Consider the following 23,357-nt stretch of genomic DNA (forward strand, 5'->3'; position numbering starts at 1 on the left):
GGGTTATCGGGTAATTGAGGTCAGAAAGTGACAGGAGGCATGGCGATGGCTGAACACGTCGAGATATTCGAGGTGGGCCCGCGCGACGGGCTGCAGAACGAGAAACGCGCCATTCCGGTGGCCGAGAAGGTGGCGCTGACCGATTGCCTCAGCCGCGCCGGGTTCCGCCGGATCGAGGTGGCGAGCTTTGTCTCTCCCAAGTGGGTGCCGCAGATGGCGGGGTCAGCCGAGGTGCTGGCGGGTATCCGCCGCGCACCCGGCGTGCGCTACGCCGCGCTCACCCCGAACATGCGCGGCTACGAGGATGCAGTGGCGGCCAATGCCGATGAGATTGCGGTGTTTGCCTCCGCCTCGGAAGGGTTTTCCAAGGCCAATATCAACGCCACGATCGAAGAAAGCATCACCCGCTTCCTGCCGATCCTGGAAGCGGCGCGCGAAATCGGCCTGCCAGTGCGCGGCTATGTCTCCTGCGTGACCGATTGCCCCTTTGACGGGCCGACCGCGCCGGAGCAGGCGGCGGCAGTGGCGGCGCGGCTGTTCGAGCTGGGCTGCTACGAGATTTCGCTTGGCGATACCGTGGGGCAGGGCACGCCGGAGAGCATCAGCACGATGCTGAAGGCGGTGACGGCACAGGTGCCGGCGGAGAAGCTGGCAGGCCACTATCATGACACCTCGGGACGTGCGCTTGATAATATCGACGCGTCGCTTGCCCAGGGCGTGCGGGTGTTCGATGCCGCCGTCGGCGGACTCGGCGGTTGTCCATATGCGCCGGGCGCTGCGGGCAACGTCGCGACCGAGGCGGTCAATGCGCATCTGGTGGCAAAGGGCTATGAAACCGGGCTCGATGCGGCGGTGCTGGACGAGGCGGCAGAGATGGCGCGCGCCATGCGCCGCGGCCCGGCCCAGAGCAAAAACGGAGAGTGAGCGATGTTCGAGACTATCACCCTGGAAACTGACGCTCGGGGCGTCTGCACCCTGACGCTGAACCGGGCGGAGAAGCACAACGCCCTGTCCGGGCAGATGCTGCAGGAACTGACGCTGGCCGCCAAGCGCCTGGCGGAGGACGAAACCGTGCGGGTGGTGGTGCTGACCGGCGCGGGCAAGAGCTTCTGTGCGGGCGGAGACCTCAACTGGATGCGCCAGCAGATGGACGCCGACGCGGAAACCCGCGGCCGTGAAGCGCGGGTGCTGGCGGAAATGCTGATGGCGCTCAACACGCTGCCCAAGCCGCTGATCGGGGCGGTCCAGGGCAATGCCTTTGGCGGCGGGGTCGGCATGGCCTCGGTCTGCGATGTGGCCATTGGTGCCGATCATCTGAAGATGGGGCTGACAGAGACCAAATTGGGGCTGATCCCCGCCACCATTGGCCCCTACGTCGTTGCGCGAATGGGCGAGGCCAAGGCGCGCCGCGTTTTCATGTCCGCCCGCCTGTTCGGCGCCGCGGAGGCGGTGGAGCTGGGGCTCCTGGCCAAGGCGGTGCCCGCGGAGCAGCTCGCCGAGGCGGTGGAGGCGGAGGTGACCCCTTACCTCAACTGTGCGCCCGGCGCGGTTGCCGCAGCCAAGCAGCTCGCCCGCGACCTCGGCCCGCGGCTCGATGATGCGGTGATCGACCATACCATCGCGGCCCTGGTCGAGCGCTGGGAAGGGGCCGAGGCCAAGGAGGGCATCAGCGCCTTTTTCGACAAGCGCCGGCCTACCTGGCAGGGCTGAGATACCGGCATTTCAGATGTTGAATCAGGACAGCGGCGGGCGGGTTACCCTCCTGCCGCTTTTCCTATGTAAACAGTAAGATATACCGCGCCTCAAAGCGCCGTTTTTCCCCCATAAAGCGGCCGTGTTTAACCTTGCCTTAGTTGACGCTTACCGGGCGGGGGAGTAGACACGGTCAAAATCAACACGCCAATTGACGTCGCGCGGGAAACCGCCGGGGAAAGGAGCTGCTCTTGGAAGAGATGTTGAGGGAATATCTGCCGATCCTGGTCTTCTTGGCAGTTGCCGCGGGCCTCGGCATCGTGCTGATCCTGGCCGCCGTCGTCCTCGCCGTGCGCAATCCGGATCCCGAGAAGGTGAGCGCCTACGAATGCGGTTTCAACGCCTTTGACGATGCGCGGATGAAATTCGACGTGCGCTTCTATCTGGTGTCTATCCTGTTCATCATCTTCGACCTGGAAATCGCCTTCCTGTTTCCCTGGGCGGTCGGTTTCAAAGAGATGAGCGACCTCGGCTTCTGGTCAATGATGGTGTTCCTCGGCGTGCTGACGATTGGCTTTGCCTACGAGTGGAAGAAGGGGGCTCTGGAATGGGAGTGATGACCGGAGCCAATACCGCGGGGGCTGACCGCGAAACCGCGACCCAGGCGCTGAATGCGGAACTGCAGGACAAGGGCTTCCTGCTCACTTCGGCCGAGGACATCATCAACTGGGCCCGCACCGGCTCGCTGCACTGGATGACCTTCGGGCTCGCCTGCTGCGCAGTTGAGATGATGCACACCTCGATGCCGCGCTACGACGCCGAGCGGTTCGGCATCGCGCCGCGCGCCTCCCCGCGCCAGTCGGACGTGATGATCGTGGCGGGCACGCTCACCAACAAGATGGCACCGGCGCTGCGCAAGGTCTACGACCAGATGCCCGAGCCGCGCTATGTGATCTCCATGGGGTCCTGCGCCAACGGCGGCGGCTATTACCATTATTCCTATTCCGTGGTGCGCGGCTGTGACCGCATCGTGCCGGTGGACATCTACGTGCCGGGCTGCCCGCCGACGGCGGAGGCGCTGCTCTACGGCCTCTTGCAGCTGCAGCGCAAGATCCGCCGCACCGGCACCCTGGTGCGCTGAGGAGAGCGGCAGAGATGAGCACGATTGAAGCATTGAAAGAGCTGGGCGCCCAGATCGAGGCACGCCGCCCGGAATGCGTGCTGTCCTGGGACGTGACCCATGGCGAGCTGAACATGGACGTAGCACCCGCCAACATCACAGGGCTGGCTGACTTCCTGAAGGGCGATGCGAACTGCAAGTTCTCCACCCTCGTCGACATTACCGCGGTGGACTATCCCGACCGGCCCAAGCGGTTCGACGTGGTCTACCACTTCCTGTCGATGTACCGGAACCAGCGCATCCGTCTGCGCGCCGCGGTGCGCGAGGATGAGATGGTACCCTCGATTGTCAAAGTCCACCCCTCGGCCAACTGGTTTGAGCGGGAGGTCTTCGACATGTTCGGCATCCTCTTCACCGGCCACCCGGACTTGCGCCGCCTGCTCACCGACTACGGCTTCCGCGGCTACCCGCTTCGCAAGGATTTCCCGACCACTGGCTACACCGAGGTCCGCTATGACGAGGCGCAGAAGCGCGTGGTCTACGAGCCGGTGAAGCTTGTGCAGGAATACCGCCAGTTCGACTTCATGAGCCCGTGGGAAGGGGCCGAGTACATCCTGCCCGGCGACGAGAAGGAGGGCGCGAAATGATGGACGGTTCCAAATTTGACGCCAAGTATGACGACGGCAGCGTTGACGCGTTGAGCGGCGAGCAGAAGATCCGCAACTTCAACATCAACTTCGGCCCGCAGCATCCCGCGGCGCACGGCGTGCTGCGCCTGGTGCTGGAACTCGACGGCGAGATCGTGGAGCGCTGCGACCCGCATATCGGCCTCTTGCACCGCGGCACCGAGAAGCTGATGGAGAGCCGCACCTACCTGCAGAACCTGCCCTATTTCGACCGGCTCGACTACGTGGCGCCGATGAACCAGGAACACGCCTGGTGCCTCGCTATCGAGAAGCTCACCGGCGTAGAGGTTCCGCGCCGCGCACAGCTGATCCGGGTGCTCTATTCGGAAATCGGCCGGGTGCTGAACCACCTCCTCAACGTGACCACGCAGGCAATGGACGTGGGCGCGCTGACCCCGCCGCTGTGGGGCTTCGAAGAGCGCGAGAAGCTGATGGTCTTCTACGAGCGGGCCTGCGGCGCCCGCCTGCACGCGGCCTATTTCCGCCCCGGCGGCGTGCACCAGGACCTGCCGGACGAGCTCCTGGACGATATCGAGGAATGGGCAATCGAATTCCCCAAGGTGCTCGACGACATCGACGGCCTGCTCACCGAGAACCGCATCTTCAAGCAGCGCAACTGCGACATCGGCGTGGTGACCGAGGATGATATCCAGAAATACGGCTTCTCCGGCGTCATGGTGCGCGGCTCGGGCCTTGCCTGGGACCTGCGCCGCGCGCAGCCCTACGAGTGCTACGACGAGTTCGAGTTCCAGGTGCCGATCGGCAAGAACGGCGACTGCTACGACCGCTACCTCTGCCGGATGGAGGAAATGCGCCAGTCCACCTCGATCATCCGCCAGGCAATCCACAAGCTGCGCGAGGCCACCGGCGACATTCTGGCCCGCGGCAAGATCACCCCGCCCAGCCGCGCCGACATGAAGACCTCGATGGAGAGCCTGATCCACCACTTCAAGCTCTACACCGAAGGCTTCCACGTCCCCGCGGGCGAGGTCTACGCCGCAGTGGAGGCGCCCAAGGGCGAATTCGGTGTCTACCTGGTGGCGGATGGCACCAACAAACCCTACCGCGCCAAGCTGCGCGCGCCTGGCTTCCTGCATCTGCAGGCGATGGATCACGTCGCCAAGGGCCACCAGCTCGCCGACGTCGCCGCCATCATCGGCACCATGGACGTTGTGTTCGGGGAGATCGACCGTTGATTCTGACCGCCCCGTTTCATCTTTCCAGAAATACTCCCGCCGGAGGCATCCGCCCGGGCAATACGCGCCAGGAGGCGATCTGATGCTGCGCCGTCTGCACCACGAACAACCCGCGAGCTTTGCCTTTACCCCGGCCAACCAGGCCTGGGCCGAGGCCCAGATCACCAAGTACCCCGAAGGCCGCCAGGCCTCGGCCATCATCCCGCTGCTGTGGCGCGCCCAGGAGCAGGAGGGCTGGCTGACCAAGCCGGCAATCGAATATGTCGCCGACATGCTGGGCATGGCCTATATCCGGGCGCTGGAGGTTGCGACTTTCTACTTCATGTTCCAGCTGCAGCCCACCGGGTCGGTTGCGCATGTCCAGATCTGCGGCACCACGTCCTGCATGATTTGCGGGGCGGAGGACCTGATTGCGGTCTGCCGGGAAAAGATCGCCAACAAGCCGCACACCCTGTCGGCGGATGGCAAATTCTCCTGGGAAGAAGTCGAATGCCTCGGCGCCTGCACCAACGCCCCGATGGCGCAGATCGGCAAGGACTACTACGAGGATCTGACCGCGGAAGGCTTTGCCAAGCTGCTGGATGATCTGGCTGTAGGCAAGGCGGTTGCGCCCGGGCCGCAGAACGGCCGCTATGCCGCGGAGCCGAAGCCCGGCCTCACCTCGCTGACCGAGTTCGACAGCGGCAAGCAGCAGTACAACGCCTCGGTGCAGCTGGCAGTGGACCTCAGCGATGGCGTGAAGCGCATCCAGGGTGACGAGGTGCCGCTGCTGACGCCGTGGATCGGCAAGGATGGCGAGGTCGCAGGCCGCGCCGCCGCCGAGCGCCCGCCGGAGCCGCCCAAGGATCCGGTTCCTGCCGCCCGCCAAGCCGAGGCAGTGAAGGAAGCGCCGCCCAAGAAGTCGGACGTGTCCGAGCCGTCCTCCCCCGAAGGCGGCGCTGCCGAAGCGACCGAGGAAACCGGGAACGGCGGGACGGCTGGTTCGGCCGGGGAAAGCGCGCCGGAAACCCTGAAGGAAGCCCGCGGCGGCCAGGCCGACGATCTGAAGCAGCTAAAGGGTGTCGGCCCCAAGCTGGAAGCGCAGCTCAACGAGCTGGGCATCTACCACTTCGGCCAGATCGCCGAATGGGGCGAGGCTGAAGCGGCCTGGATTGATGCGCGCCTGTCCTTCAAAGGCCGGATCGAACGGGACGGCTGGATTGAACAGGCCAAGCGCCTGGCCGCGGGTGACGGCACCAAAGACGACGACTGAATCCGCCGCGGCACCCCCCGCCGCGGCCCGGAGAATTGGAACGGATGCGTAAAGAGCAGGAACAGGCCATCGCAGCGAAGGGCCGGCATATCGCCTTGGTGATTGCCGGGACGATCACGCTGTGGGTGCTGCTGTCGCTGTTCGTGGGCCCGGTGCTGGGCCTGCCGGGGCGCTATGCGCTCTTGTTCGATTTCCTGGCGCTGGCGGGCATGATCTATGCCCTGGTCAACATCTATCAACTCTGGCGCATGCGCCAGGACAGCCAAAGGTAGGCACACATGCTGAAGGATCAGGACCGGATCTTTACCAACCTGTACGGGATGCACGAGCGCACGCTGGCTGGCGCCAAGGCGCGCGGCCATTGGGACGGGACCGCCGGGCTCATCGAAAAGGGCCGCGACTGGATCATCCAGACAATGAAGGATTCCGGTCTGCGCGGCCGCGGCGGCGCGGGCTTCCCCACGGGTCTGAAATGGTCCTTCATGCCCAAGGAAAGCGACGGCCGCCCGGCGTATCTGGTGGTGAATGCGGATGAATCCGAGCCCGGCACCTGCAAGGACCGGGAGATCATGCGCCACGATCCGCACACGCTGATCGAAGGCTGCCTGATCGCCTCCTTCGCGATGAATGCGCATACCTGCTACATTTATCTCCGCGGCGAATACATCCGCGAGCGCGAGGCGCTGCAGGCGGCGATCGACGAAGCCTATGACCAGGGCCTTCTGGGCAGGAACGCCGCCGGCTCTGGGTGGGATTTCGACGTCTTCCTGCACCACGGGGCAGGGGCCTATATCTGCGGCGAGGAAACCGCCCTGATCGAAAGCCTCGAAGGCAAGAAGGGCATGCCCCGGATGAAGCCGCCGTTCCCGGCAGGCGCGGGGCTTTATGGCTGCCCGACCACGGTGAACAACGTGGAATCCATCGCCGTCGTGCCGACCATCCTGCGCCGCGGCGCCGACTGGTTTGCAGGCTTCGGCCGCCAGAACAATGCGGGCACCAAGCTGTTCGCCATATCTGGCCACGTCAACAACCCGTGTGTCGTCGAAGAGGCAATGTCGATCTCCTTCGAGGAGCTGATCGAGAAGCACTGCGGCGGCATCCGCGGCGGCTGGGACAACCTCCTTGCGGTGATCCCCGGCGGCTCTTCGGTGCCGTGCGTGCGCGGTGAGAACATGCGCGACGCGATCATGGATTTCGACTACCTGCGCGGCGAGCTGGGCTCCGGCCTTGGCACCGCCGCGGTGATCGTGATGAACAAGCAGACCGACATCATCAAGGCGATCTGGCGGCTGTCCAAGTTCTACAAGCACGAAAGCTGCGGCCAGTGCACACCCTGCCGCGAAGGCACCGGCTGGATGATGCGGGTAATGGAGCGCTTTGTCAGGGGCGAGGCCGAGCTTGAAGAGATCGACATGCTGTGGGACGTGACCAAGCAGGTCGAGGGCCACACCATCTGCGCGCTGGGGGATGCGGCGGCGTGGCCGATCCAGGGCCTGATCCGCAATTTCCGTGAGGAGATTGAGGATCGTATCAAGGCACAGAAGTCGGGCCGCATGGGCGCGATGGCAGCGGAGTGAGCAAGATGGAAGCCTTTACCGCATATTCCCACGCGCTGGCCTCGCTGATCGGCTTTGCCCTGGTTGTGCTGGCATTGTCGCCGTTTTCGGCGCTGGCCAAGCAGAAACGCGGCATGGCCCCGGGAGCCACACCAGCCGAGGATTATTCCGACCGCGCCTACCGTCTGAACCGCGCCTATCTCAACGGCTGCGAGACGCTGCCCGCCTTCCTGGCCGTCACCGTGGCGGCGATGCTGGCGGGCGCCGCGCCGTTCTGGGTGAACCTGCTGGCCGCGCTGGTGCTGCTGACGCGGCTGGCAATGCTCGCGGTGCATCTGAGCGGCGCGGGCAAGCCGCACAATGGGATGCGCACGATGTTCTACGTGGCGGGCTGGGGCTGCATGGTCGTGCTGGCCGTCCTGGCCCTTGTGGCGGTGTTTTGACCATGCGCCGCGCATTCTCCCCTCTGAGCCCGGCCTGCGCGCGGCGGCTTTTGCCCGCGTTCTGTCTGGCTGCCGCGGCGGCTCTCACCGCCTGCGGCGCCGCCACCGAGGGGCGGGCCACCTATGACGGCGTCGCTTTCCGTGCCAAGGCCAAGCCGGTGGACAAGAAGGTATCGCGCGCGGCGTTCCAGGTGACCATCAAGAACGCTGGCCGCTCGCTCAAGGGCGCGCGGCTGGCGGCGGCCCATGCGGGCACGAGCTACTGCGTGATGAACTACGGCTCTTCCCGCATCGACTGGCAGGCCGACCCCTGGGATGAGGGCGCGCCGCTGGCGCTCAGCGGCAGCGATGCCATCTTCTGGGGCACCTGCGACCCGTGATCCGGATTTCGGCATATCCTTGCCGTCCGGCGCAGCCGCTATTGCATAGCGGTGCGGGGGCTGCGCGCTATCGGGACTTCTTTCAGAAGGAGACCCCGATAATGCGTACGCTGATTGCTGCCGCCGTGACCGCCATTCTGGCGCTGCCTGCCGCTGCCTCCGATGCCAAGGCAGCGGCGCCTGCCGGCAAGCCGTCCCTGCGCGACGTGCAGGAGATCGAGGACCCGCTGTTCGCTGTGGCCGTTGCCAAGGAGGTTGCGGACCATTGCGGCAGCCTGGCACCGCGCTACTTCCGCGGGCTGGTCGAACTGCGCCGCCTGCGGGCGCGCGCTAACGAGCTTGGCTACACCGACGCGGAAATCCGCGCCTACATCGAATCCGATGCCGAAAAGGCCCGCATGCGCGCCAAGGGCGAAAAGCTTCTGGCCCAGAACGGGGTCTCTTACGGCGAGCCGGAAACCTTCTGCGCCTATGGCCGCGCGGAGATTGAGAAAAACAGCGCGATCGGCGTTTTACTGAGGGCGAAGTAGACCATGTCTGACCTCCGCAAGATCAACATTGACGGAACCGAGATCGAAGTGGACGGGGCGATGACCCTGATCCAGGCCTGTGAGGAGGCCGGCGTCGAGATCCCGCGCTTCTGCTACCATGAGCGTTTGTCCATCGCGGGCAACTGCCGCATGTGCCTGGTCGAAGTGGTCGGCGGCCCGCCGAAACCCGCCGCCTCTTGCGCCATGCAGGTGCGCGACCTGCGCCCGGGCCCCGAAGGCCAGGCGCCGCAGGTGCGCACCAACTCGCCGATGGTCAAGAAGGCCCGCGAAGGGGTGATGGAGTTCCTGCTCATCAACCACCCGCTCGACTGTCCGATCTGCGACCAGGGCGGCGAATGCGACCTGCAGGACCAGGCGATGGCCTATGGCGTGGACTTCTCCCGCTTCCGCGAGCCCAAGCGTGCGGTGGAGGATCTGGACCTCGGCCCGCTCGTTGATACCGCAATGACCCGCTGCATCTCCTGCACCCGCTGCGTGCGCTTCACCACCGAGGTCGCGGGCATCACCCAGATGGGCCAGACCGGCCGCGGCGAGGATGCGGAGATCACCACCTACCTGAACCAGACGCTGCAATCGAACCTGCAGGGCAATATCATCGACCTGTGCCCGGTGGGGGCGCTGACCTCAAAGCCCTATGCTTTCACCGCACGGCCCTGGGAGCTGACCAAGACGGAAACCATCGACGTGATGGATGCGCTTGGCTCCAACATCCGGGTCGACACCAAGGGCCGCGAAGTGATGCGCATCCTGCCGCGCAACCATGACGGCGTGAACGAGGAATGGATATCCGACAAGACCCGCTTTGTCTGGGATGGCCTGCGCCGCCAGCGCCTCGACCGGCCCTACGTGCGCGTCGACGGCAAGCTGGAGCCCGCCACCTGGGGCGAGGCGCTGTCGGTTGCCGCAAGTGCGATGAAGGGCCGGAAGGTCGCGGGCCTGATCGGCGATCTGGTCCCGGTCGAGGCTGCCTTTGCGCTCAAGCAGCTGGTCGAGGGGCTGGGCGGCACGGTCGAGTGCCGCACCGACAACGCCCGCCTGCCGATCGGCAACCGTGCGGGCTATGCCGGCACCGCCACGATCGAAGATATCGACAGTGCCAAGTTCATCCAGCTGATCGGCACTAACCCGCGCGACGAAGCGCCGGTGCTGAACGCCCGGATCCGAAAAGCCTGGCTGAACGGTGCCCAAGTGGGGCTGGTCGGCCAGCCCGCCGATCTGACCTATGACTACGCCCACGCGGGCACCGGGCGCGACGCGCTGCAAAGCCTGCTGGACAAGGACTACGGTGCCGTCAAGGATGCGCCTTCCGTGGTCATTGTGGGGCAAGGCGCCCTGCGCGAAGCCGACGGGCTGGCGGTGCTGGCCGCGGCTCAGAAGCTGGCCGCAGATACCAATTCTAAATTGCTGGTACTGCACTTGGCTGCCTCCCGCGTTGGGGCGATGGACATCGGTGCCGTGACCGAAGGCGGTATGGACGCGGCACTCGACGGGGCGGAGGTGATCTACAATCTCGGCGCCGACGAGGTGGTAATCACGCCCGGCGCCTTTGTGATCTACCAGGGCAGCCACGGCGACCGAGGCGCGCATCGCGCCGACGTGATCTTGCCCGGCGCCGCCTATACCGAGGAAAACGGCTTGTTCGTCAACACCGAGGGCCGGCCGCAGCTCGCCCTGCGCGCCGCTTTTGCACCCGGGGAGGCCAAAGAAAACTGGGCCATCCTGCGCGCTCTCAGCGCCGAGGTGGACGCCAAGCTGCCCTACGACTCGCTCGCCCAGCTGCGCACAGCGCTGGTGGCGGAAGCCCCCTATCTGGCCCGCATTGACGAGATCACTGCGAAGGACGGCGAGCCGCTTGAGCAGGGCCCCCTGGGCAGTGCCGGGTTCCTGACTGCGGTCCGCGACTTCTACCTGACCAACCCGATCGCCCGCGCCTCCGAGCTGATGGCCGAGCTGTCGGCGGGGGCAAAGGCGCGCGCAAACGGGAAGCTTGCCGCCGAATGATCCGTTTCGCCCTCATAACGCCCCTGCTGCTGGCAGCCTGCGCGATGGCGCCGGGCACCGGCACAGGTTCAGGCGGCGAGCGGCCCGCCCCCGTCTACGAGGGGGTGGAGACCAGCCTGCTTGAGGGCGATCTGGTGCAGTTCCGCGTCTTCATGCGCGGGCCGGAGGCGCCGGGCGATCTGGACGATTATGCCCAATGCGCTGCTGCCCAGTATGCGCTGATCCGGGGCTACGGCTTTGCGCGCCACGTGCGCACAACAACCAAACAGTCGGGGGGCAGCCGCAGCGCAGATGCGGTCTATCTGATTTCGCCCTCCCTGCCGCGCGGGCTGCGCACCATCGACGCCGAAGTCGTGGTCGCCGACTGCGAGGCCAACGGAATACCTACGGTGTGAGGACCCATGGCTGAATTCTTTGTAACTCCGGGCGGCATCGCTGTTCTGATCCTGGCGCAGGTGCTGGCCGTTGTCGCGTTCGTGATGATCTCGCTCCTGTTCCTCGTCTACGGCGACCGCAAGATCTGGGCCGCCGTCCAGATGCGCCGCGGCCCCAATGTGGTGGGCGTCTTCGGCCTGCTCCAATCGGTGGCGGATGCGCTGAAATACGTGGTGAAGGAGGTGGTAATCCCCGCGGGCGCCGACCGTACCGTCTTTATTCTCGCGCCGATGACCTCCTTCGTGCTGGCGATGATCGCCTGGGCGGTGATCCCTTTCAACGACGGCTGGGTGCTCTCGGACATCAACGTCGCCATCCTCTACGTCTTCGCGGTCTCCTCGCTCGAGGTTTACGGCGTGATCATGGGCGGCTGGGCGTCGAACTCGAAATACCCGTTCCTTGGCTCGCTGCGCTCCGCAGCACAGATGATCTCCTACGAGGTCTCTCTGGGCCTCATCATCATCGGCATCATCATCTCCACCGGATCGATGAATTTCGGCGATATCGTGCGGGCGCAGGACGGCGACTTGGGCCTGCTGAACTGGTACTGGATCCCGCATTTCCCGATGGTTTTCCTGTTCTTCATCTCGGCGCTGGCGGAAACCAACCGCCCGCCCTTCGACCTGCCGGAAGCGGAATCGGAACTGGTGGCAGGCTACCAGGTGGAATACTCGGCAACGCCGTTCCTCTTGTTCATGGCTGGTGAATACATCGCCATCTTCCTGATGTGCGCGCTCACTTCGCTCCTGTTCTTCGGCGGCTGGCTGTCGCCGATTCCGGGGCTGCCGGATGGCGTGTTCTGGATGGTGCTGAAGATGGCGTTCTTCTTCTTCCTCTTCGCGATGGTGAAGGCGATCACCCCGCGCTACCGCTATGACCAGCTGATGCGGCTGGGCTGGAAAGTGTTCCTGCCGTTCTCTCTGGTCTGGGTGGTCTTCGTGTCCTTTGCCGCAAAATTTGATTGGTTCTGGGGCATCTTCGCCCGCTGGACCGTGGGAGGCTGACCGTTGTCTGACAGTAAGTCGAAAGCGTTTGCCGAACTCGTCCTCTCGATGACTGAAGGGCAACGAACGGCAATGGCAGCAGATCTTCTGTCTGCCATCAGCGAAGACAAGGATGTTCGTGGGATGTTGGTTTCAATGTCCGAAGCAATCCGGGTTGGTACTGCGCTTAGGGACTTTGCTCACGAAATCGAAACCTATCATCCTGGGGGGCATAACTGGTGACCCAAATCGACTACACCCGCGCCGCCAAATACTTCCTGCTGCAGGATTTCTGGGTCGGCTTCAAATTGGGGCTGAAGTATTTCTTCGCCCCCAAGGCGACCCTGAACTACCCGCATGAGAAGGGCCCGCTGAGCCCCCGCTTCCGCGGCGAGCACGCGCTGCGCCGCTATCCGAACGGCGAGGAGCGCTGCATTGCGTGCAAGCTCTGCGAGGCGATCTGCCCGGCGCAGGCGATCACCATCGACGCCGAACCGCGCGAGGACGGCAGCCGCCGCACCACGCGTTATGACATCGACATGACCAAATGCATCTACTGCGGCTTCTGCCAGGAAGCCTGCCCGGTGGATGCCATCGTCGAGGGCCCCAACTTCGAGTTCGCGACTGAGACCCGCGAGGAGCTGTTCTACAACAAGGAGAAACTCCTGGAGAACGGCGAACGCTGGGAAGCCGAGATCGCCCGCAACCTCGAAATCGACGCGCCGTACCGATGAGCGCCACCCGCAAAACTTTTGCCAAGACTTCAAGAAAGAGTCTTGGCCGGAGGACATGACGTGACCAAGACGCCGCCCAACCCCTTCGAGGCCATGATGGCCCAGGCCCAGCAGATGGCCAAGGCAATGAACCCGAACCTGGAGAGCTTTTCGCCCGCGGAAGCCTTCAAGGGGTTCGAGGCGCTCTGGCCCACCATGCCGAAAGAGGTCATGGAGATGATGTTCGGCAATACCGTCAACAAGGACGGGCTGGATGCCAAGACCCGGCTGCTGCTCACGCTGGCCGGGCTCACGATGCACGGCGCCCAGGCCGAGACCGCGGTGCGCCAGACGGTGCGCCACGCCCTCGAAGCGGGCGCCAGAAAACAAGAGATTGTCGAGACGATCGGACAGATGTCGGTCTTCGCCGGCATTCCGGCCATGACCCGGGCGCTGGAGCTGGCGCAGGAGGTCCTGGACGACAAAAAGGACGACGAGACATGAGCGTATTTGCTTTCTACCTCTTCGCCATCAGCGCCATCACCGGCGGGCTGTTCACGGTGGTCAGCCGCCAGCCGGTGCATTCGGTGCTGTGGCTGATCCTGGCCTTTCTTTCCTCGGCCGGGCTGTTTGTGCTTCTGGGGGCGGAATTTGTCGCGATGCTGCTGGTCATCGTCTACGTGGGGGCGGTCGCAGTGCTGTTCCTCTTCGTGGTGATGATGCTGGACGTGGATTTTGCCGAGCTGAAGGCGGAGATGGCGAAATACATGCCGCTGGCGCTGCTCATCGGGCTGGTGATCCTGATGCAGTTCGTGATGGCTTTCGGGGTCTGGGAAAGCGCACCAATGGCATCGGACCTGCTGGCCCAGCCGGTGCCGGCGGACCGCCACAACACTGAGGCGCTCGGTCTCATTCTTTATGATCAATACTTCCTTCTGTTCCAGCTGGCAGGCCTGATCCTGCTGGTGGCGATGATCGGTGCCATCGTGCTGACCCTGCGCCACCGCCAGGACATCAAGCGCCAGAACGTGGTTGCCCAGATGATGCGCGACCCGGCCGCCGCGATGGAGCTCAAGGATATTAAACCGGGGCAGGGGCTGTGAGCACATGATCGGACTTGAACATTATCTGACTGTCGCGGCGACGCTGTTTGTCATCGGCATCTTCGGGCTCTTCCTGAACCGCAAGAACGTGATCATCCTCCTGATGAGCATCGAGCTGATGCTTCTGGCGGTGAACATCAATCTGGTCGCCTTCTCCTCCTTCCTGGGCGATCTCGTGGGGCAGGTCTTCACCCTTTTCGTGCTGACCGTGGCCGCCGCCGAGGCCGCCATCGGCCTTGCGATCCTGGTCTGCTTCTTCCGCAACCGCGGCACCATCGCCGTCGAAGACGTCAACGTGATGAAGGGCTAAGCCGATATGGAAACCATCCTTCTCTTCGCCCCGCTGGCGGGGGCCGTGATCTGCGGCTTCGGCTGGAAATTCATTGGCGAGCAGGCCGCCACCGTCACCGCGACAGCGCTTCTGTTCCTGTCGGCGCTGCTCAGCTGGATCGTCTTTTTGAGCTTCGATGGCACCACGGAAACCATCCAGATCCTGCGCTGGATCGAAAGCGGCTCGCTCGCGACCGACTGGGCCATCCGGCTCGACCGGCTGACCGCGATCATGCTGATCGTGATCACCACCGTGTCCTCCCTCGTGCACCTCTATTCCTTCGGCTACATGGATCATGACCCGCAGTGGAAAGAGGGCGAGAGCTACAAGCCGCGCTTCTTTGCCTACCTGTCCTTCTTCACCTTCGCGATGCTGATGCTGGTGACCTCGGACAACCTGGTGCAGATGTTCTTCGGCTGGGAGGGCGTGGGTGTCGCCTCCTACCTGCTGATCGGTTTCTACTACCGCAAGCCCTCGGCCAACGCGGCGGCGATTAAGGCTTTCATTGTGAACCGGGTCGGCGATTTCGGCTTTGCGCTGGGGATCTTTGGGCTGTTCTTCCTGACCGACAGCATCAACCTGGCCGACATCTTTGCAGCAGCGCCGGAACTGGCCGAGACCCAGGTTTCCTTCTTGTGGACCGAGTGGAATGCCGCGAACCTTATTGCCTTCCTGCTGTTCGTGGGCGCGATGGGCAAATCGGCGCAGCTTTTGCTGCACACCTGGCTGCCGGACGCGATGGAGGGCCCGACCCCGGTGTCGGCGCTGATCCACGCCGCGACAATGGTGACCGCGGGCGTTTTCCTGGTCTGCCGGATGTCGCCGCTGATGGAGTTTGCACCCGAAGCCACCGCATTCATCACCGTGATCGGCGCGGCGACGGCGTTCTTCGCGGCGACCGTGGGGCTGGTGCAGAACGACATCAAGCGGGTGATCGCCTATTCGACCTGTTCGCAGCTCGGCTACATGTTCGTAGCGGCTGGCGTCGGCATGTATTCCGCCGCCATGTTCCACCTGTTCACCCACGCTTTCTTCAAGGCGATGCTGTTCCTTGGCGCCGGTTCGGTGATCCACGCGATGCACCACGAGCAGGACATGCGCAACTACGGCAACCTGCGCAAGAAGATCCCCTATACCTTCTGGGCGATGATGATCGGCACGCTGGCGATCACCGGCGTCGGCATTCCGCTGACGGGGTGGATCGGCTTTGCCGGCTTCGTCTCCAAGGACGCGATCATCGAGAGCGCTTATGCCGGCGGGTCGATGTTCGGCTTCTGGGCACTGGTGCTCGCTGCCTTCATGACCTCTTTCTACTCCTGGCGGCTGATGTTCATGACTTTCTACGGCGAGGCGCGCGGCGACAAGCACGCCCATGAACACGCGCATGAAAGCCCCTGGACCATGCTGGCTCCCCTCGGCGTGCTGGCGGTGGGGTCGGTTACCGCGGGCATGATCTGGTACTCGAGCTTCTTCGGCCACGCCGATCAGGTCGGCAAGTTCTACGGGATCCCGGTGGCCGAAGCCGCGGCTGACGGCGAACTCAAGCTTGGTCCCGATCCCTATGGCGGGATGCTGCATGACGCAGACGAGGGCGAGGAAAACCTCGCCGCTGCTGAGGGGCATGGCGATGAGGCCGATCACGGTGACGAACATCACTATGTGTTTGCGGGCCAGCCGGGGGAGGGCGCCTTGTACATCGCGCCTGACAACCACGTGCTGGAGGATGCCCATGCCGCGCCGGTCTGGGTCAAGGTTTCGCCTTTCGCGGCCATGCTGGGCGGGCTGCTCTTGGCGCTGTGGTTCTACATCTGGAACCCGTCGCTGCCCAAACGGCTGGCCGAGCAGCAGCGCCCCCTGTACCTGTTCCTGCTCAACAAGTGGTATTTTGACGAGCTCTACGACGTGATCTTCGTGAAACCGGCCCTCGCTATCGGGCGCTTCTTCTGGAAGAAGGGCGACGGGGGAACCATCGACGGTTTCCTGAACGGCGTCGCCATGGGCATTGTGCCCTTCTTTACCCGCCTCGCGGGCCGGGCGCAGTCCGGTTACATCTTTACTTATGCCTTCTGGATGGTGCTCGGCATTGCTGCCCTCGTCACCTGGATGTCGATCGGCGGAGGAGCGCACTGATGGACAATCTCCTTTCAATCGTCACCTTCATCCCGGCGCTCGCGGCAGGCATCCTGGCCCTCTTCCTGCGCGGCGATGACGCGGCGGCGCAGCGCAACGCCAAGATGGTGGCGCTGTTTGCCACCACCATCACCTTCCTGGTGAGCCTGGCGATCTATTCCGGCTTCGACCCCGCCGACACCGGCTTCCAATTCGTGGAAGAGCGCGCGTGGGTGTTCGGCCTGAAGTACAAGATGGGCATTGACGGCATCTCGGTGCTGTTCGTGCTGCTCACCACCTTCATCATGCCGCTGACCATCCTGGCAAGCTGGAACGTCACCTCCCGCGTCAAGGAATACATGGTGGCCTTCCTGCTGCTGGAGACGCTGATGCTGGGCGTCTTTATGGCGCTCGACCTGGTGCTGTTCTACCTGTTCTTCGAGGCGGGGCTGATCCCGATGTTCCTGATCATCGGCATCTGGGGCGGCAGGGACAGGATCTATGCCTCCTTCAAGTTCTTCCTTTACACCTTCTTCGGCTCGGTGCTGATGCTGGTGGCAATGGTGTTCATGTATGTCGACGCCGGCACCACCGATATCGAGGCGTTGCTCACGCACAGCTTCTCTGCCGCGTCGTTCGAGTTCCTCGGCCTGCATATCGTGGGCGGCGCGCAGACGCTGATGTTCCTGGCGTTCTTTGCCTCCTTCGCGGTGAAGATGCCGATGTGGCCGGTGCACACCTGGCTGCCGGATGCGCACGTGCAGGCGCCAACTGCGGGTTCCGTGGTGCTGGCGGCGATCCTGCTGAAGATGGGCGGCTACGGTTTCCTGCGCTTCAGCCTGCCGATGTTCCCGGTGGGCGCCGACGTGATGACCGACGTGGTGCTGTGGATGTCGGCGATTGCCGTGGTCTACACCTCGCTGGTGGCGCTGGTGCAGGAGGACATGAAGAAGCTGATCGCCTATTCTTCGGTCGCGCATATGGGCTTTGTCACCATGGGCATCTTTGCGGCCAACCAGCAAGGGGTCGATGGCGCGATCTTCCAGATGCTGAGCCACGGCTTCATCTCCGCCGCGCTCTTCCTTTGCGTCGGCGTGATCTATGACCGCATGCACACCCGCGAGATCGACGCCTATGGCGGGCTGGTGATCCGGATGCCGGCCTATGCGCTGGTCTTTATGTTCTTCACCATGGGCAACGTTGGCCTGCCGGGCACCTCCGGCTTCATTGGCGAGTTCCTGACCCTGATGGGCGCCTTCCAGAAGAACACCTGGGTGACCGCAGTGGCCGCGACCGGGGTGATCTTCTCGGCTGGCTATGCGCTGTGGCTCTACCGCCGGGTGGTGTTTGGCGACCTGATCAAGGGCAGCCTGAAGACCATCCAGGACATGTCCGCGCGCGAACGCGTCATCTTTGCGCCGCTGGTGGCGATGACCCTGATTCTCGGCGTCTATCCGGCCCTGGTCACCGATATCATCGGCCCCTCGACCGAGGCGCTGGTGGCAAACTTCAACCAATCTCTGGCTGCTGCGGACACCGCGCCCGCGGCAACCCGGATTGCTTCGCACTAAGGGAGCACAAGGCAGATGATCGAAGCAGATCTTGCTGTAATCCTGCCAGAGATCGTTCTGGCGCTCTATGCCATGGCGGCGCTGATGCTGGCGGTCTACACCACCAAGGACAAGCTGGCGGATGCGCTGGTCTGGGCCACCGCGGCGCTGATGGCGGTGCTGGCGCTGTGGATCGCGACCAGCGGCGCGGGCACCCGGATCGCCTTCGACGGCATGTTCATCAACGACGGCTTTGCCCGCTTCGCCAAGGTGGCGCTGCTGCTGGGCGCGGCCGCCGTGCTGCTGGTCGGCCGCGAGTACATGGGGCGCCGCGGGCTGCTGCGGTTCGAATACCCGCTCCTGGTGGCGCTCAGCGCAGTCGGCATGATGATGATGGTCTCGGCGGGCGATCTGATGTCGCTCTACATGGGGCTCGAGCTGCAGTCGCTGGCGCTCTACGTGGTGGCGGCATTGCGCCGCGACAGCGTGAAGTCGACAGAGGCGGGGCTCAAGTATTTCGTGCTCGGGGCGCTGTCGTCGGGCCTGCTGCTTTATGGCGCGTCGCTGGTCTACGGCTTTGCCGGCACCACCCTGTTTGCGGGCATCATCCAGGTGGCCGGTCAGGGCGAGATGTCGCTTGGCATGCTGTTCGGTCTCGTCTTCATGATTTCCGGCATGGCCTTCAAGGTCTCCGCGGTGCCCTTCCACATGTGGACCCCGGACGTCTACGAAGGTTCGCCCACGCCGGTCACCGCCTTTTTCGCGACCGCCCCCAAGGTCGCAGCGATGGGCCTGTTTGCCCGCGTGCTGCATGACGCCTTTGGCGGCGCCGTGGCGGACTGGCAGCAGATCGTGGTGGTGCTGTCGGTGCTGTCGATGTTCCTCGGCGCCTTTGCCGCCATCGGCCAGCGCGACATCAAGCGGCTGATGGCGTTCTCCTCGATTGCCCACATGGGCTACGCGATGATCGGTCTGGCGGCGGGCACCGAGGCGGGCGTCTCGGCGATGCTGGTTTACCTCGCGATCTACGTCACCATGAACATCGGCACCTTCTCCTTCATCCTGATGATGGAGAAGGACGGCAAGCCGGTCACTGACATCCTGGCGCTGAACCAGTTCGCCGCCCGCCATCCGGGCAAGGCCCTGGCGGTGCTTGTGCTGATGTTCTCGCTTGCGGGCGTGCCGCCGATGCTTGGCTTCTTTGCCAAGTTCGGCGTGTGGAAGGCGGGTGTGGACGCCGGGCTCACCGGGCTCGTGGTGGCCTCCGCCATCGCCTCGGTGATCGGCGCCTATTATTACTTGCGGATCGTATTCTACATGTACTTCGGCACTTCCGAGGAAGAGATCGACGTCCGCAGTACACCGGTGCTGAGCACGGCGCTGATGATTTCCGCGGCGATGATGCTGGTCGGCGTGGTCTACCAGTTCGGCGTGGCCGACGCCGCCGCCGCCGCCGCCGCGACGCTTGTAAAGTGATCTGCTTTTCAGGCAGGCTGCAAAGAAGGCCCGGTCGGAGGACCGGGCCTTTTCGCGCATAAGGAGCACGCATGAGCTGGCCAGCTGGATACGGAAAACGGGTGCTGCCTGAGGTGGACAGCACCCTCAACGAGGCCGCCCGCATCGCGGATGAGCTGGCAGGCCCGGAGTGGATCCTGGCGCTGCGGCAGACGCAAGGAAGAGGCCGCCGCGGGCGCGAGTGGAAAGACCCCAAGGGCAACTTCGCTGCCACCCTCGTGATGCGTCCTGAAGGTGCCCCCAATAGGGCGGCGCTGCGGAGTTTTGTGGCGGCGCTTGCGGTCTATGACGCCTGCGTCGCGGTCACCGGCCGCAGCGAGGGGCTGTCGCTGAAATGGCCCAACGATGTGCTGCTGAAGGGCGGCAAGCTGGCGGGCATCCTTTTGGAGAGCGCGGGCCGCGGCAAGGGTGTGAACCACCTCTTCATCGGTATCGGCGTGAACCTGGTGGAAACCCCGATGAAGGAATGGCTGGAACCCGGCGCGGTCTGGCCGGTATCCCTCCTGTCCGAGACCGGCGTTCAGGTCAGCCCGGAGACCTTCCTGGAGGCCGTGGCCGAGGCCTTTGACCGCTACGAGACGCAGTTCGCTGCCTACGGTTTTGAGCCGATCCGCACCGAATGGCTTGCACGTGCGGCCAAACTGGGCGAGGTGATCACAGCGCGCACCGCGACTGCCGAAACCGAAGGCACGTTCGAGACGGTGGACGCCAGTGGCAACCTTGTCCTAAACACCGCCAAGGGCCGCGTCAGCATCCCGGCGGCGGATATCTACTTCTAGGAAGGGGCAGCAATGCTTCTGGCAGTCGACTGCGGCAACACCAATACCGTCTTCTCGATCTACGACGGGGAAGAGTTCATCGCCATGTGGCGCACCGCCACCGACTGGCGGCGCACGGCGGACCAGTATTACGTCTGGCTCAACACCCTGATGCGGCTGCAGGGGATCGAGGCGGACATCACCGACATGATCATCTCCTCCACCGTGCCGCGGGTGGTGTTCAACCTGCGCGTCCTGGCCGACCGCTACTTCCACACCCGGCCCTTTGTCGTCGGCAAGCCCGATTGCCTGCTGCCCGTCGCCGTGCGGGTGGACGAGGGCACCCAGGTTGGCCCCGACCGGCTGGTCAACACGGTTGCGGGCTTCGACCAGCACGGCGGCAATCTCATCATCGTCGACTTCGGCACCGCTACCACCTTCGACGTGGTGGCCGAGGACGGCGCCTATACCGGCGGCGTGATCGCACCCGGCGTGAACCTGAGCCTCGAAGCGCTGCATCAGGCCGCTGCTGCACTGCCGCATGTCGACATCACCAAACCACAGAACGTGATCGGCACCAACACGGTGGCCTGCATCCAGTCTGGCGTGTTCTGGGGTTACGTCGGGCTCGTCCGCGAGATCTGCAGCCGCATCAAGGCGGAACGCGGGGTCGCGATGAAAGTTATCTCTACAGGCGGGCTGGCGCCTTTGTTCCAGCAAACCGCGGATCTGTTCGACGCATATGAGGATGATCTCACCATGCATGGGCTGCAGATCATCCACAAATACAACAAGGATAATGGTACTGACGCATGAGCAGTGAACGACTGATCTACCTGCCCCTCGGCGGGGCGGGTGAAATTGGCATGAACGCCTATGTCTACGGCTATGGCAAACCGGACCAGGAGCGTCTGGTGCTGGTCGATCTGGGCGTAACCTTCCCCGACATGGATGGCACCCCGGGCGTGGATCTGATCATGCCTGACATGACCTGGCTGAAGGAGCGCGTGGACCGGCTGGAGGGGATATTCATAACCCACGGCCACGAGGATCATATTGGCGCCATCGCGCATATGTACCGTGATCTGCAGGTGCCGATCTACGCCCGTGCCTTCACCGCGAACCTCGCCCGGCGAAAGATGGAAGAGGCGGGCCACGACCCGGCCGCGATCACCACCGTCTCGGCCTGGCCCGAGGTGACCGAGCTGGGGCCGTTCTCGATCGGGGTCGCGCCGATGAGCCACTCGATCCCCGAAAGCGGCGGCCTGGTGATCGACAGCCCGGCGGGCCGGGTGGTGCATACCGGCGACTTCAAGCTCGACCCGGAGCCGCTGGTCGGCGAGCCCTTCGATCCGCAAATGTGGGGAGAGATCGCGGGCAACGGCATTCAGGCACTGGTCTGCGATTCCACCAACGTCTTCTCCACCCACCCGGGCCGCTCGGAATCGGATCTGCCGGGGGAGATCACCCGGCTGATCTCCGAGGCGAAGGGCATGGTCGCAGCTACCACCTTTGCCTCCAACGTGGCGCGGGTGAAGACGCTGGCGCAGGCAGGCGAACGGGCAGGGCGCTCTGTCGTGCTGCTGGGCCGCGCAATGCGCCGGATGATCGAGGCTGCAGTGGAAACCGGGGTGCTGGTGGACTTCCCCAAGGTGATCAGCCCCGAGGATGCGGGCGACCTCCCGCGCGAGAACCTGATGCTGATCACCACCGGCAGCCAGGGCGAACGCCGCGCCGCCACCGCGCAGCTTGCGCGCGGCAAGTACCGCGGACTGGAGCTGAAGGAGGGCGACCTGTTCCTGTTCTCCTCCAAAACGATCCCAGGCAACGAGAAAGGCGTGATCCGGATTATCAACCAGTTCTCGGAGAAGGGTGTTGACGTGGTCGACGACAGCTCCGGCCTCTATCACGTTTCGGGCCACGCCAACCGGCCGGACCTGGAGCAGGTGCACGCGCTCCTGAAGCCGAAAATCCTGATCCCGATGCACGGCGAGCACCGCCATCTGCGCGCGCACGCGCGCCTGGGCGAGCAGAAGGGCATCGCCTCGGCGGTGGCGGTCAACGGCATGATGATGGACCTCACCGGCGACGCGCCGGTGGTGGCGGATTACATCGAGACCGGCCGCACCTACCTGGACGGCAGCGTCAAGATCGGCGCGCTCGACGGGGTGGTGCGCGACCGGATGCGGATGGCGCTCAATGGCCATGTGGTGGTGACCGCGATCCTCGACGAGGACGACGAGCCGCTGGGCGAGCCCTGGTGCGACATCAAGGGGCTGCCGGAAACCGGCACCTCGCGCGCGGCGCTGGTCGAAGTGATGGAAGAGGATCTGGCCCAGTTCCTGATGCGTGCAGGCGCCAAGACACTGCGCGACGAGGACAAGCTGGAGCAGGAACTGCGCCGCATCGCCCGCCAGACCGCGCAAAGCGAAATTGGCAAGAAGCCGGAAGTCACGGTGATCGTCAGCCGCATGCGCTGAGCCTCCGGGCCAGGGTGGTGCTCCCGCCCGGCCCAAGCCGCATCAAAGATGCAGCAGGCCCCGTTGGGCCGGGCGCCGCGGACCCTGACGGGCCCGCGGCGCTGTTGCGTCCTGCAGCGCCCGGGGGCCGTTGGAGCCGGGATGCCGGGACATTGAAACAGCAAACGCCGCGGCCCTTTCGGGTGCGCGGCGATTTCCTGATCGTGTTGCGGCCGGAACCCGGCGGAGCCTCAGCCGCGCAGCGGGCGGGCGCAGGTCGGGCAGGAGACCATCTTGCGCGGCGCACTGAAGATGGCGCGGAACAAGGCGCGCAGCATGCTGTTGAAGGCTTCTGCGCGCAGCTGGTGGGCGCGGGCCTCGATCTCGCGGAGATTGAGGGGAGGGATGGTGCTGGTTTCGATCGTGTTCATCGTGGTGCTCAATGTGTTGCGCCATTTCGATGGCGCGTTTCTCATCTGCCACGGTATTTACGCCTCTCTGCCGGGGGTTACGCCGGCCAAGTT

At 64.3% G+C, this 23,357-nt stretch carries 27 protein-coding genes; 26 read left to right on the forward strand and 1 reads right to left on the reverse strand.

Translation table 11 applies throughout. The features are described from left to right. Positions 1-45 precede the first annotated feature (45 nt). From ACOHWE_RS00140 to ACOHWE_RS00265, 26 genes are all read left to right on the forward strand, one after another. A complete protein-coding gene (locus tag ACOHWE_RS00140) occupies positions 46-924 on the forward strand; it encodes a hydroxymethylglutaryl-CoA lyase (protein ID WP_420663361.1) in 879 nt (292 codons plus the stop codon). Between the two features lie 3 nt (positions 925-927). Continuing rightward, positions 928-1,710, forward strand: coding sequence for a crotonase/enoyl-CoA hydratase family protein (locus ACOHWE_RS00145; protein ID WP_420663362.1), 783 nt, complete (start codon positions 928-930; stop codon positions 1,708-1,710). 233 nt (positions 1,711-1,943) lie between these two features. After that, a complete protein-coding gene (locus ACOHWE_RS00150) occupies positions 1,944-2,309 on the forward strand; it encodes an NADH-quinone oxidoreductase subunit A (protein WP_420663363.1) in 366 nt (121 codons plus the stop codon). Beyond that, entirely contained in the window at positions 2,300-2,833 is a 534-nt protein-coding gene (locus tag ACOHWE_RS00155; RefSeq protein ID WP_420663364.1) for a NuoB/complex I 20 kDa subunit family protein, read from the forward strand. Before ACOHWE_RS00150 ends, ACOHWE_RS00155 begins: the two co-directional genes overlap by 10 nt. 14 nt (positions 2,834-2,847) lie before the next feature. After that, positions 2,848-3,459, forward strand: coding sequence for an NADH-quinone oxidoreductase subunit C (locus tag ACOHWE_RS00160; protein ID WP_420663365.1), 612 nt, complete (start codon positions 2,848-2,850; stop codon positions 3,457-3,459). Beyond that, positions 3,459-4,694 (forward strand): NADH-quinone oxidoreductase subunit D, encoded by a 1,236-nt coding sequence (locus ACOHWE_RS00165; RefSeq protein WP_420663366.1) that lies wholly within the window; start codon positions 3,459-3,461, stop codon positions 4,692-4,694. The genes ACOHWE_RS00160 and ACOHWE_RS00165 overlap by 1 nt, the downstream gene beginning before the upstream one ends. 82 nt (positions 4,695-4,776) lie before the next feature. Next, positions 4,777-5,946: an NADH-quinone oxidoreductase subunit E gene (locus tag ACOHWE_RS00170; protein ID WP_420663367.1), complete on the forward strand. Its 1,170-nt coding sequence runs from the start codon at positions 4,777-4,779 to the stop codon at positions 5,944-5,946. A 44-nt stretch (positions 5,947-5,990) separates the two neighbouring features. Continuing rightward, a complete protein-coding gene (locus tag ACOHWE_RS00175) occupies positions 5,991-6,218 on the forward strand; it encodes a DUF5337 domain-containing protein (protein WP_420663368.1) in 228 nt (75 codons plus the stop codon). A 6-nt stretch (positions 6,219-6,224) separates the two neighbouring features. After that, positions 6,225-7,523 carry an NADH-quinone oxidoreductase subunit NuoF gene (gene nuoF / locus ACOHWE_RS00180; RefSeq protein WP_420663369.1) on the forward strand — a complete coding sequence of 433 codons (1,299 nt, stop codon included), beginning with the start codon at positions 6,225-6,227 and terminating at the stop codon, positions 7,521-7,523. A 5-nt stretch (positions 7,524-7,528) separates the two neighbouring features. Beyond that, complete coding sequence (locus ACOHWE_RS00185; protein ID WP_420664634.1) at positions 7,529-7,945, forward strand: MAPEG family protein; 417 nt, start codon at positions 7,529-7,531, stop codon at positions 7,943-7,945. A gap of 2 nt (positions 7,946-7,947) precedes the next feature. Then, the gene (locus ACOHWE_RS00190) at positions 7,948-8,325 is read left to right on the forward strand and encodes a hypothetical protein (protein ID WP_420663370.1); all 378 of its coding nucleotides are present in this window, start codon (positions 7,948-7,950) and stop codon (positions 8,323-8,325) included. Between the two features lie 101 nt (positions 8,326-8,426). Then, positions 8,427-8,855: a DUF5333 domain-containing protein gene (locus tag ACOHWE_RS00195; protein WP_420663371.1), complete on the forward strand. Its 429-nt coding sequence runs from the start codon at positions 8,427-8,429 to the stop codon at positions 8,853-8,855. Positions 8,856-8,858: 3 nt separating this feature from the next. After that, entirely contained in the window at positions 8,859-10,877 is a 2,019-nt protein-coding gene (gene nuoG / locus ACOHWE_RS00200) for an NADH-quinone oxidoreductase subunit NuoG (RefSeq protein WP_420663372.1), read from the forward strand. Then, positions 10,874-11,272, forward strand: coding sequence for a hypothetical protein (locus ACOHWE_RS00205; protein ID WP_420663373.1), 399 nt, complete (start codon positions 10,874-10,876; stop codon positions 11,270-11,272). The genes nuoG and ACOHWE_RS00205 overlap by 4 nt, the downstream gene beginning before the upstream one ends. Positions 11,273-11,278: 6 nt before the next feature. Beyond that, entirely contained in the window at positions 11,279-12,316 is a 1,038-nt protein-coding gene (gene nuoH, locus ACOHWE_RS00210) for an NADH-quinone oxidoreductase subunit NuoH (protein ID WP_420663374.1), read from the forward strand. Positions 12,317-12,319: 3 nt separating this feature from the next. Next, positions 12,320-12,538 (forward strand): hypothetical protein, encoded by a 219-nt coding sequence (locus ACOHWE_RS00215; protein WP_420663375.1) that lies wholly within the window; start codon positions 12,320-12,322, stop codon positions 12,536-12,538. Next, positions 12,535-13,029, forward strand: coding sequence for an NADH-quinone oxidoreductase subunit NuoI (gene nuoI, locus ACOHWE_RS00220; protein ID WP_420663376.1), 495 nt, complete (start codon positions 12,535-12,537; stop codon positions 13,027-13,029). Before ACOHWE_RS00215 ends, nuoI begins: the two co-directional genes overlap by 4 nt. 96 nt (positions 13,030-13,125) lie before the next feature. Further along, positions 13,126-13,512: a carboxymuconolactone decarboxylase family protein gene (locus ACOHWE_RS00225; RefSeq protein WP_420664636.1), complete on the forward strand. Its 387-nt coding sequence runs from the start codon at positions 13,126-13,128 to the stop codon at positions 13,510-13,512. After that, entirely contained in the window at positions 13,509-14,111 is a 603-nt protein-coding gene (locus ACOHWE_RS00230; RefSeq protein WP_420663377.1) for an NADH-quinone oxidoreductase subunit J, read from the forward strand. The genes ACOHWE_RS00225 and ACOHWE_RS00230 overlap by 4 nt, the downstream gene beginning before the upstream one ends. Positions 14,112-14,115: 4 nt before the next feature. Next, positions 14,116-14,421 carry an NADH-quinone oxidoreductase subunit NuoK gene (nuoK, locus tag ACOHWE_RS00235; protein ID WP_008553673.1) on the forward strand — a complete coding sequence of 102 codons (306 nt, stop codon included), beginning with the start codon at positions 14,116-14,118 and terminating at the stop codon, positions 14,419-14,421. A 6-nt stretch (positions 14,422-14,427) separates the two neighbouring features. After that, complete coding sequence (gene nuoL / locus ACOHWE_RS00240) at positions 14,428-16,572, forward strand: NADH-quinone oxidoreductase subunit L (RefSeq protein ID WP_420663378.1); 2,145 nt, start codon at positions 14,428-14,430, stop codon at positions 16,570-16,572. Further along, complete coding sequence (locus ACOHWE_RS00245) at positions 16,572-18,122, forward strand: NADH-quinone oxidoreductase subunit M (protein ID WP_420663379.1); 1,551 nt, start codon at positions 16,572-16,574, stop codon at positions 18,120-18,122. The genes nuoL and ACOHWE_RS00245 overlap by 1 nt, the downstream gene beginning before the upstream one ends. A gap of 15 nt (positions 18,123-18,137) precedes the next feature. After that, positions 18,138-19,577, forward strand: coding sequence for an NADH-quinone oxidoreductase subunit NuoN (nuoN, locus tag ACOHWE_RS00250; RefSeq protein ID WP_420663380.1), 1,440 nt, complete (start codon positions 18,138-18,140; stop codon positions 19,575-19,577). A 71-nt stretch (positions 19,578-19,648) separates the two neighbouring features. Next, positions 19,649-20,395: a biotin--[acetyl-CoA-carboxylase] ligase gene (locus tag ACOHWE_RS00255; RefSeq protein WP_420663381.1), complete on the forward strand. Its 747-nt coding sequence runs from the start codon at positions 19,649-19,651 to the stop codon at positions 20,393-20,395. Positions 20,396-20,407: 12 nt separating this feature from the next. After that, entirely contained in the window at positions 20,408-21,190 is a 783-nt protein-coding gene (locus ACOHWE_RS00260; RefSeq protein WP_420663382.1) for a type III pantothenate kinase, read from the forward strand. Continuing rightward, positions 21,187-22,854 carry a ribonuclease J gene (locus ACOHWE_RS00265; protein WP_420663383.1) on the forward strand — a complete coding sequence of 556 codons (1,668 nt, stop codon included), beginning with the start codon at positions 21,187-21,189 and terminating at the stop codon, positions 22,852-22,854. The genes ACOHWE_RS00260 and ACOHWE_RS00265 overlap by 4 nt, the downstream gene beginning before the upstream one ends. 230 nt (positions 22,855-23,084) lie before the next feature. Here the strand turns inward: ACOHWE_RS00265 and ACOHWE_RS00270 are convergent, their stop codons facing one another. Beyond that, positions 23,085-23,309 carry an RSP_7527 family protein gene (locus ACOHWE_RS00270; RefSeq protein WP_420663384.1) on the reverse strand — a complete coding sequence of 75 codons (225 nt, stop codon included), beginning with the start codon at positions 23,307-23,309 and terminating at the stop codon, positions 23,085-23,087. Positions 23,310-23,357 lie beyond the last annotated feature (48 nt).

Source organism: Cribrihabitans neustonicus, from assembly GCF_048820895.1.
Classification (GTDB): domain Bacteria; phylum Pseudomonadota; class Alphaproteobacteria; order Rhodobacterales; family Rhodobacteraceae; genus Cribrihabitans_A; species Cribrihabitans_A neustonicus.

Excerpts from the sequence above, each read along its gene's own strand:
- ACOHWE_RS00145 (WP_420663362.1), top strand. The coding sequence starts at position 928 with ATGTTCGAGACTATCACCCTGGAAACTGACGCTCGGGGCGTCTGCACC.
- ACOHWE_RS00260 (WP_420663382.1), top strand. The coding sequence starts at position 20,408 with ATGCTTCTGGCAGTCGACTGCGGCAACACCAATACCGTCTTCTCGATC.
- ACOHWE_RS00255 (WP_420663381.1), top strand. The coding sequence starts at position 19,649 with ATGAGCTGGCCAGCTGGATACGGAAAACGGGTGCTGCCTGAGGTGGAC.
- nuoK (WP_008553673.1), top strand. The coding sequence starts at position 14,116 with ATGATCGGACTTGAACATTATCTGACTGTCGCGGCGACGCTGTTTGTC.
- ACOHWE_RS00265 (WP_420663383.1), top strand. The coding sequence starts at position 21,187 with ATGAGCAGTGAACGACTGATCTACCTGCCCCTCGGCGGGGCGGGTGAA.
- nuoN (WP_420663380.1), top strand. The coding sequence starts at position 18,138 with ATGATCGAAGCAGATCTTGCTGTAATCCTGCCAGAGATCGTTCTGGCG.
- ACOHWE_RS00205 (WP_420663373.1), top strand. The coding sequence starts at position 10,874 with ATGATCCGTTTCGCCCTCATAACGCCCCTGCTGCTGGCAGCCTGCGCG.
- ACOHWE_RS00245 (WP_420663379.1), top strand. The coding sequence starts at position 16,572 with ATGGACAATCTCCTTTCAATCGTCACCTTCATCCCGGCGCTCGCGGCA.
- ACOHWE_RS00270 (WP_420663384.1), bottom strand. The coding sequence starts at position 23,309 with ATGAGAAACGCGCCATCGAAATGGCGCAACACATTGAGCACCACGATG.
- ACOHWE_RS00140 (WP_420663361.1), top strand. The coding sequence starts at position 46 with ATGGCTGAACACGTCGAGATATTCGAGGTGGGCCCGCGCGACGGGCTG.
- ACOHWE_RS00230 (WP_420663377.1), top strand. The coding sequence starts at position 13,509 with ATGAGCGTATTTGCTTTCTACCTCTTCGCCATCAGCGCCATCACCGGC.
- ACOHWE_RS00165 (WP_420663366.1), top strand. The coding sequence starts at position 3,459 with ATGGACGGTTCCAAATTTGACGCCAAGTATGACGACGGCAGCGTTGAC.
- ACOHWE_RS00195 (WP_420663371.1), top strand. The coding sequence starts at position 8,427 with ATGCGTACGCTGATTGCTGCCGCCGTGACCGCCATTCTGGCGCTGCCT.
- nuoG (WP_420663372.1), top strand. The coding sequence starts at position 8,859 with ATGTCTGACCTCCGCAAGATCAACATTGACGGAACCGAGATCGAAGTG.
- nuoH (WP_420663374.1), top strand. The coding sequence starts at position 11,279 with ATGGCTGAATTCTTTGTAACTCCGGGCGGCATCGCTGTTCTGATCCTG.
- ACOHWE_RS00175 (WP_420663368.1), top strand. The coding sequence starts at position 5,991 with ATGCGTAAAGAGCAGGAACAGGCCATCGCAGCGAAGGGCCGGCATATC.
- ACOHWE_RS00155 (WP_420663364.1), top strand. The coding sequence starts at position 2,300 with ATGGGAGTGATGACCGGAGCCAATACCGCGGGGGCTGACCGCGAAACC.
- ACOHWE_RS00160 (WP_420663365.1), top strand. The coding sequence starts at position 2,848 with ATGAGCACGATTGAAGCATTGAAAGAGCTGGGCGCCCAGATCGAGGCA.
- ACOHWE_RS00225 (WP_420664636.1), top strand. The coding sequence starts at position 13,126 with ATGGCCCAGGCCCAGCAGATGGCCAAGGCAATGAACCCGAACCTGGAG.
- nuoF (WP_420663369.1), top strand. The coding sequence starts at position 6,225 with ATGCTGAAGGATCAGGACCGGATCTTTACCAACCTGTACGGGATGCAC.
- nuoL (WP_420663378.1), top strand. The coding sequence starts at position 14,428 with ATGGAAACCATCCTTCTCTTCGCCCCGCTGGCGGGGGCCGTGATCTGC.
- ACOHWE_RS00190 (WP_420663370.1), top strand. The coding sequence starts at position 7,948 with ATGCGCCGCGCATTCTCCCCTCTGAGCCCGGCCTGCGCGCGGCGGCTT.
- ACOHWE_RS00170 (WP_420663367.1), top strand. The coding sequence starts at position 4,777 with ATGCTGCGCCGTCTGCACCACGAACAACCCGCGAGCTTTGCCTTTACC.
- ACOHWE_RS00185 (WP_420664634.1), top strand. The coding sequence starts at position 7,529 with ATGGAAGCCTTTACCGCATATTCCCACGCGCTGGCCTCGCTGATCGGC.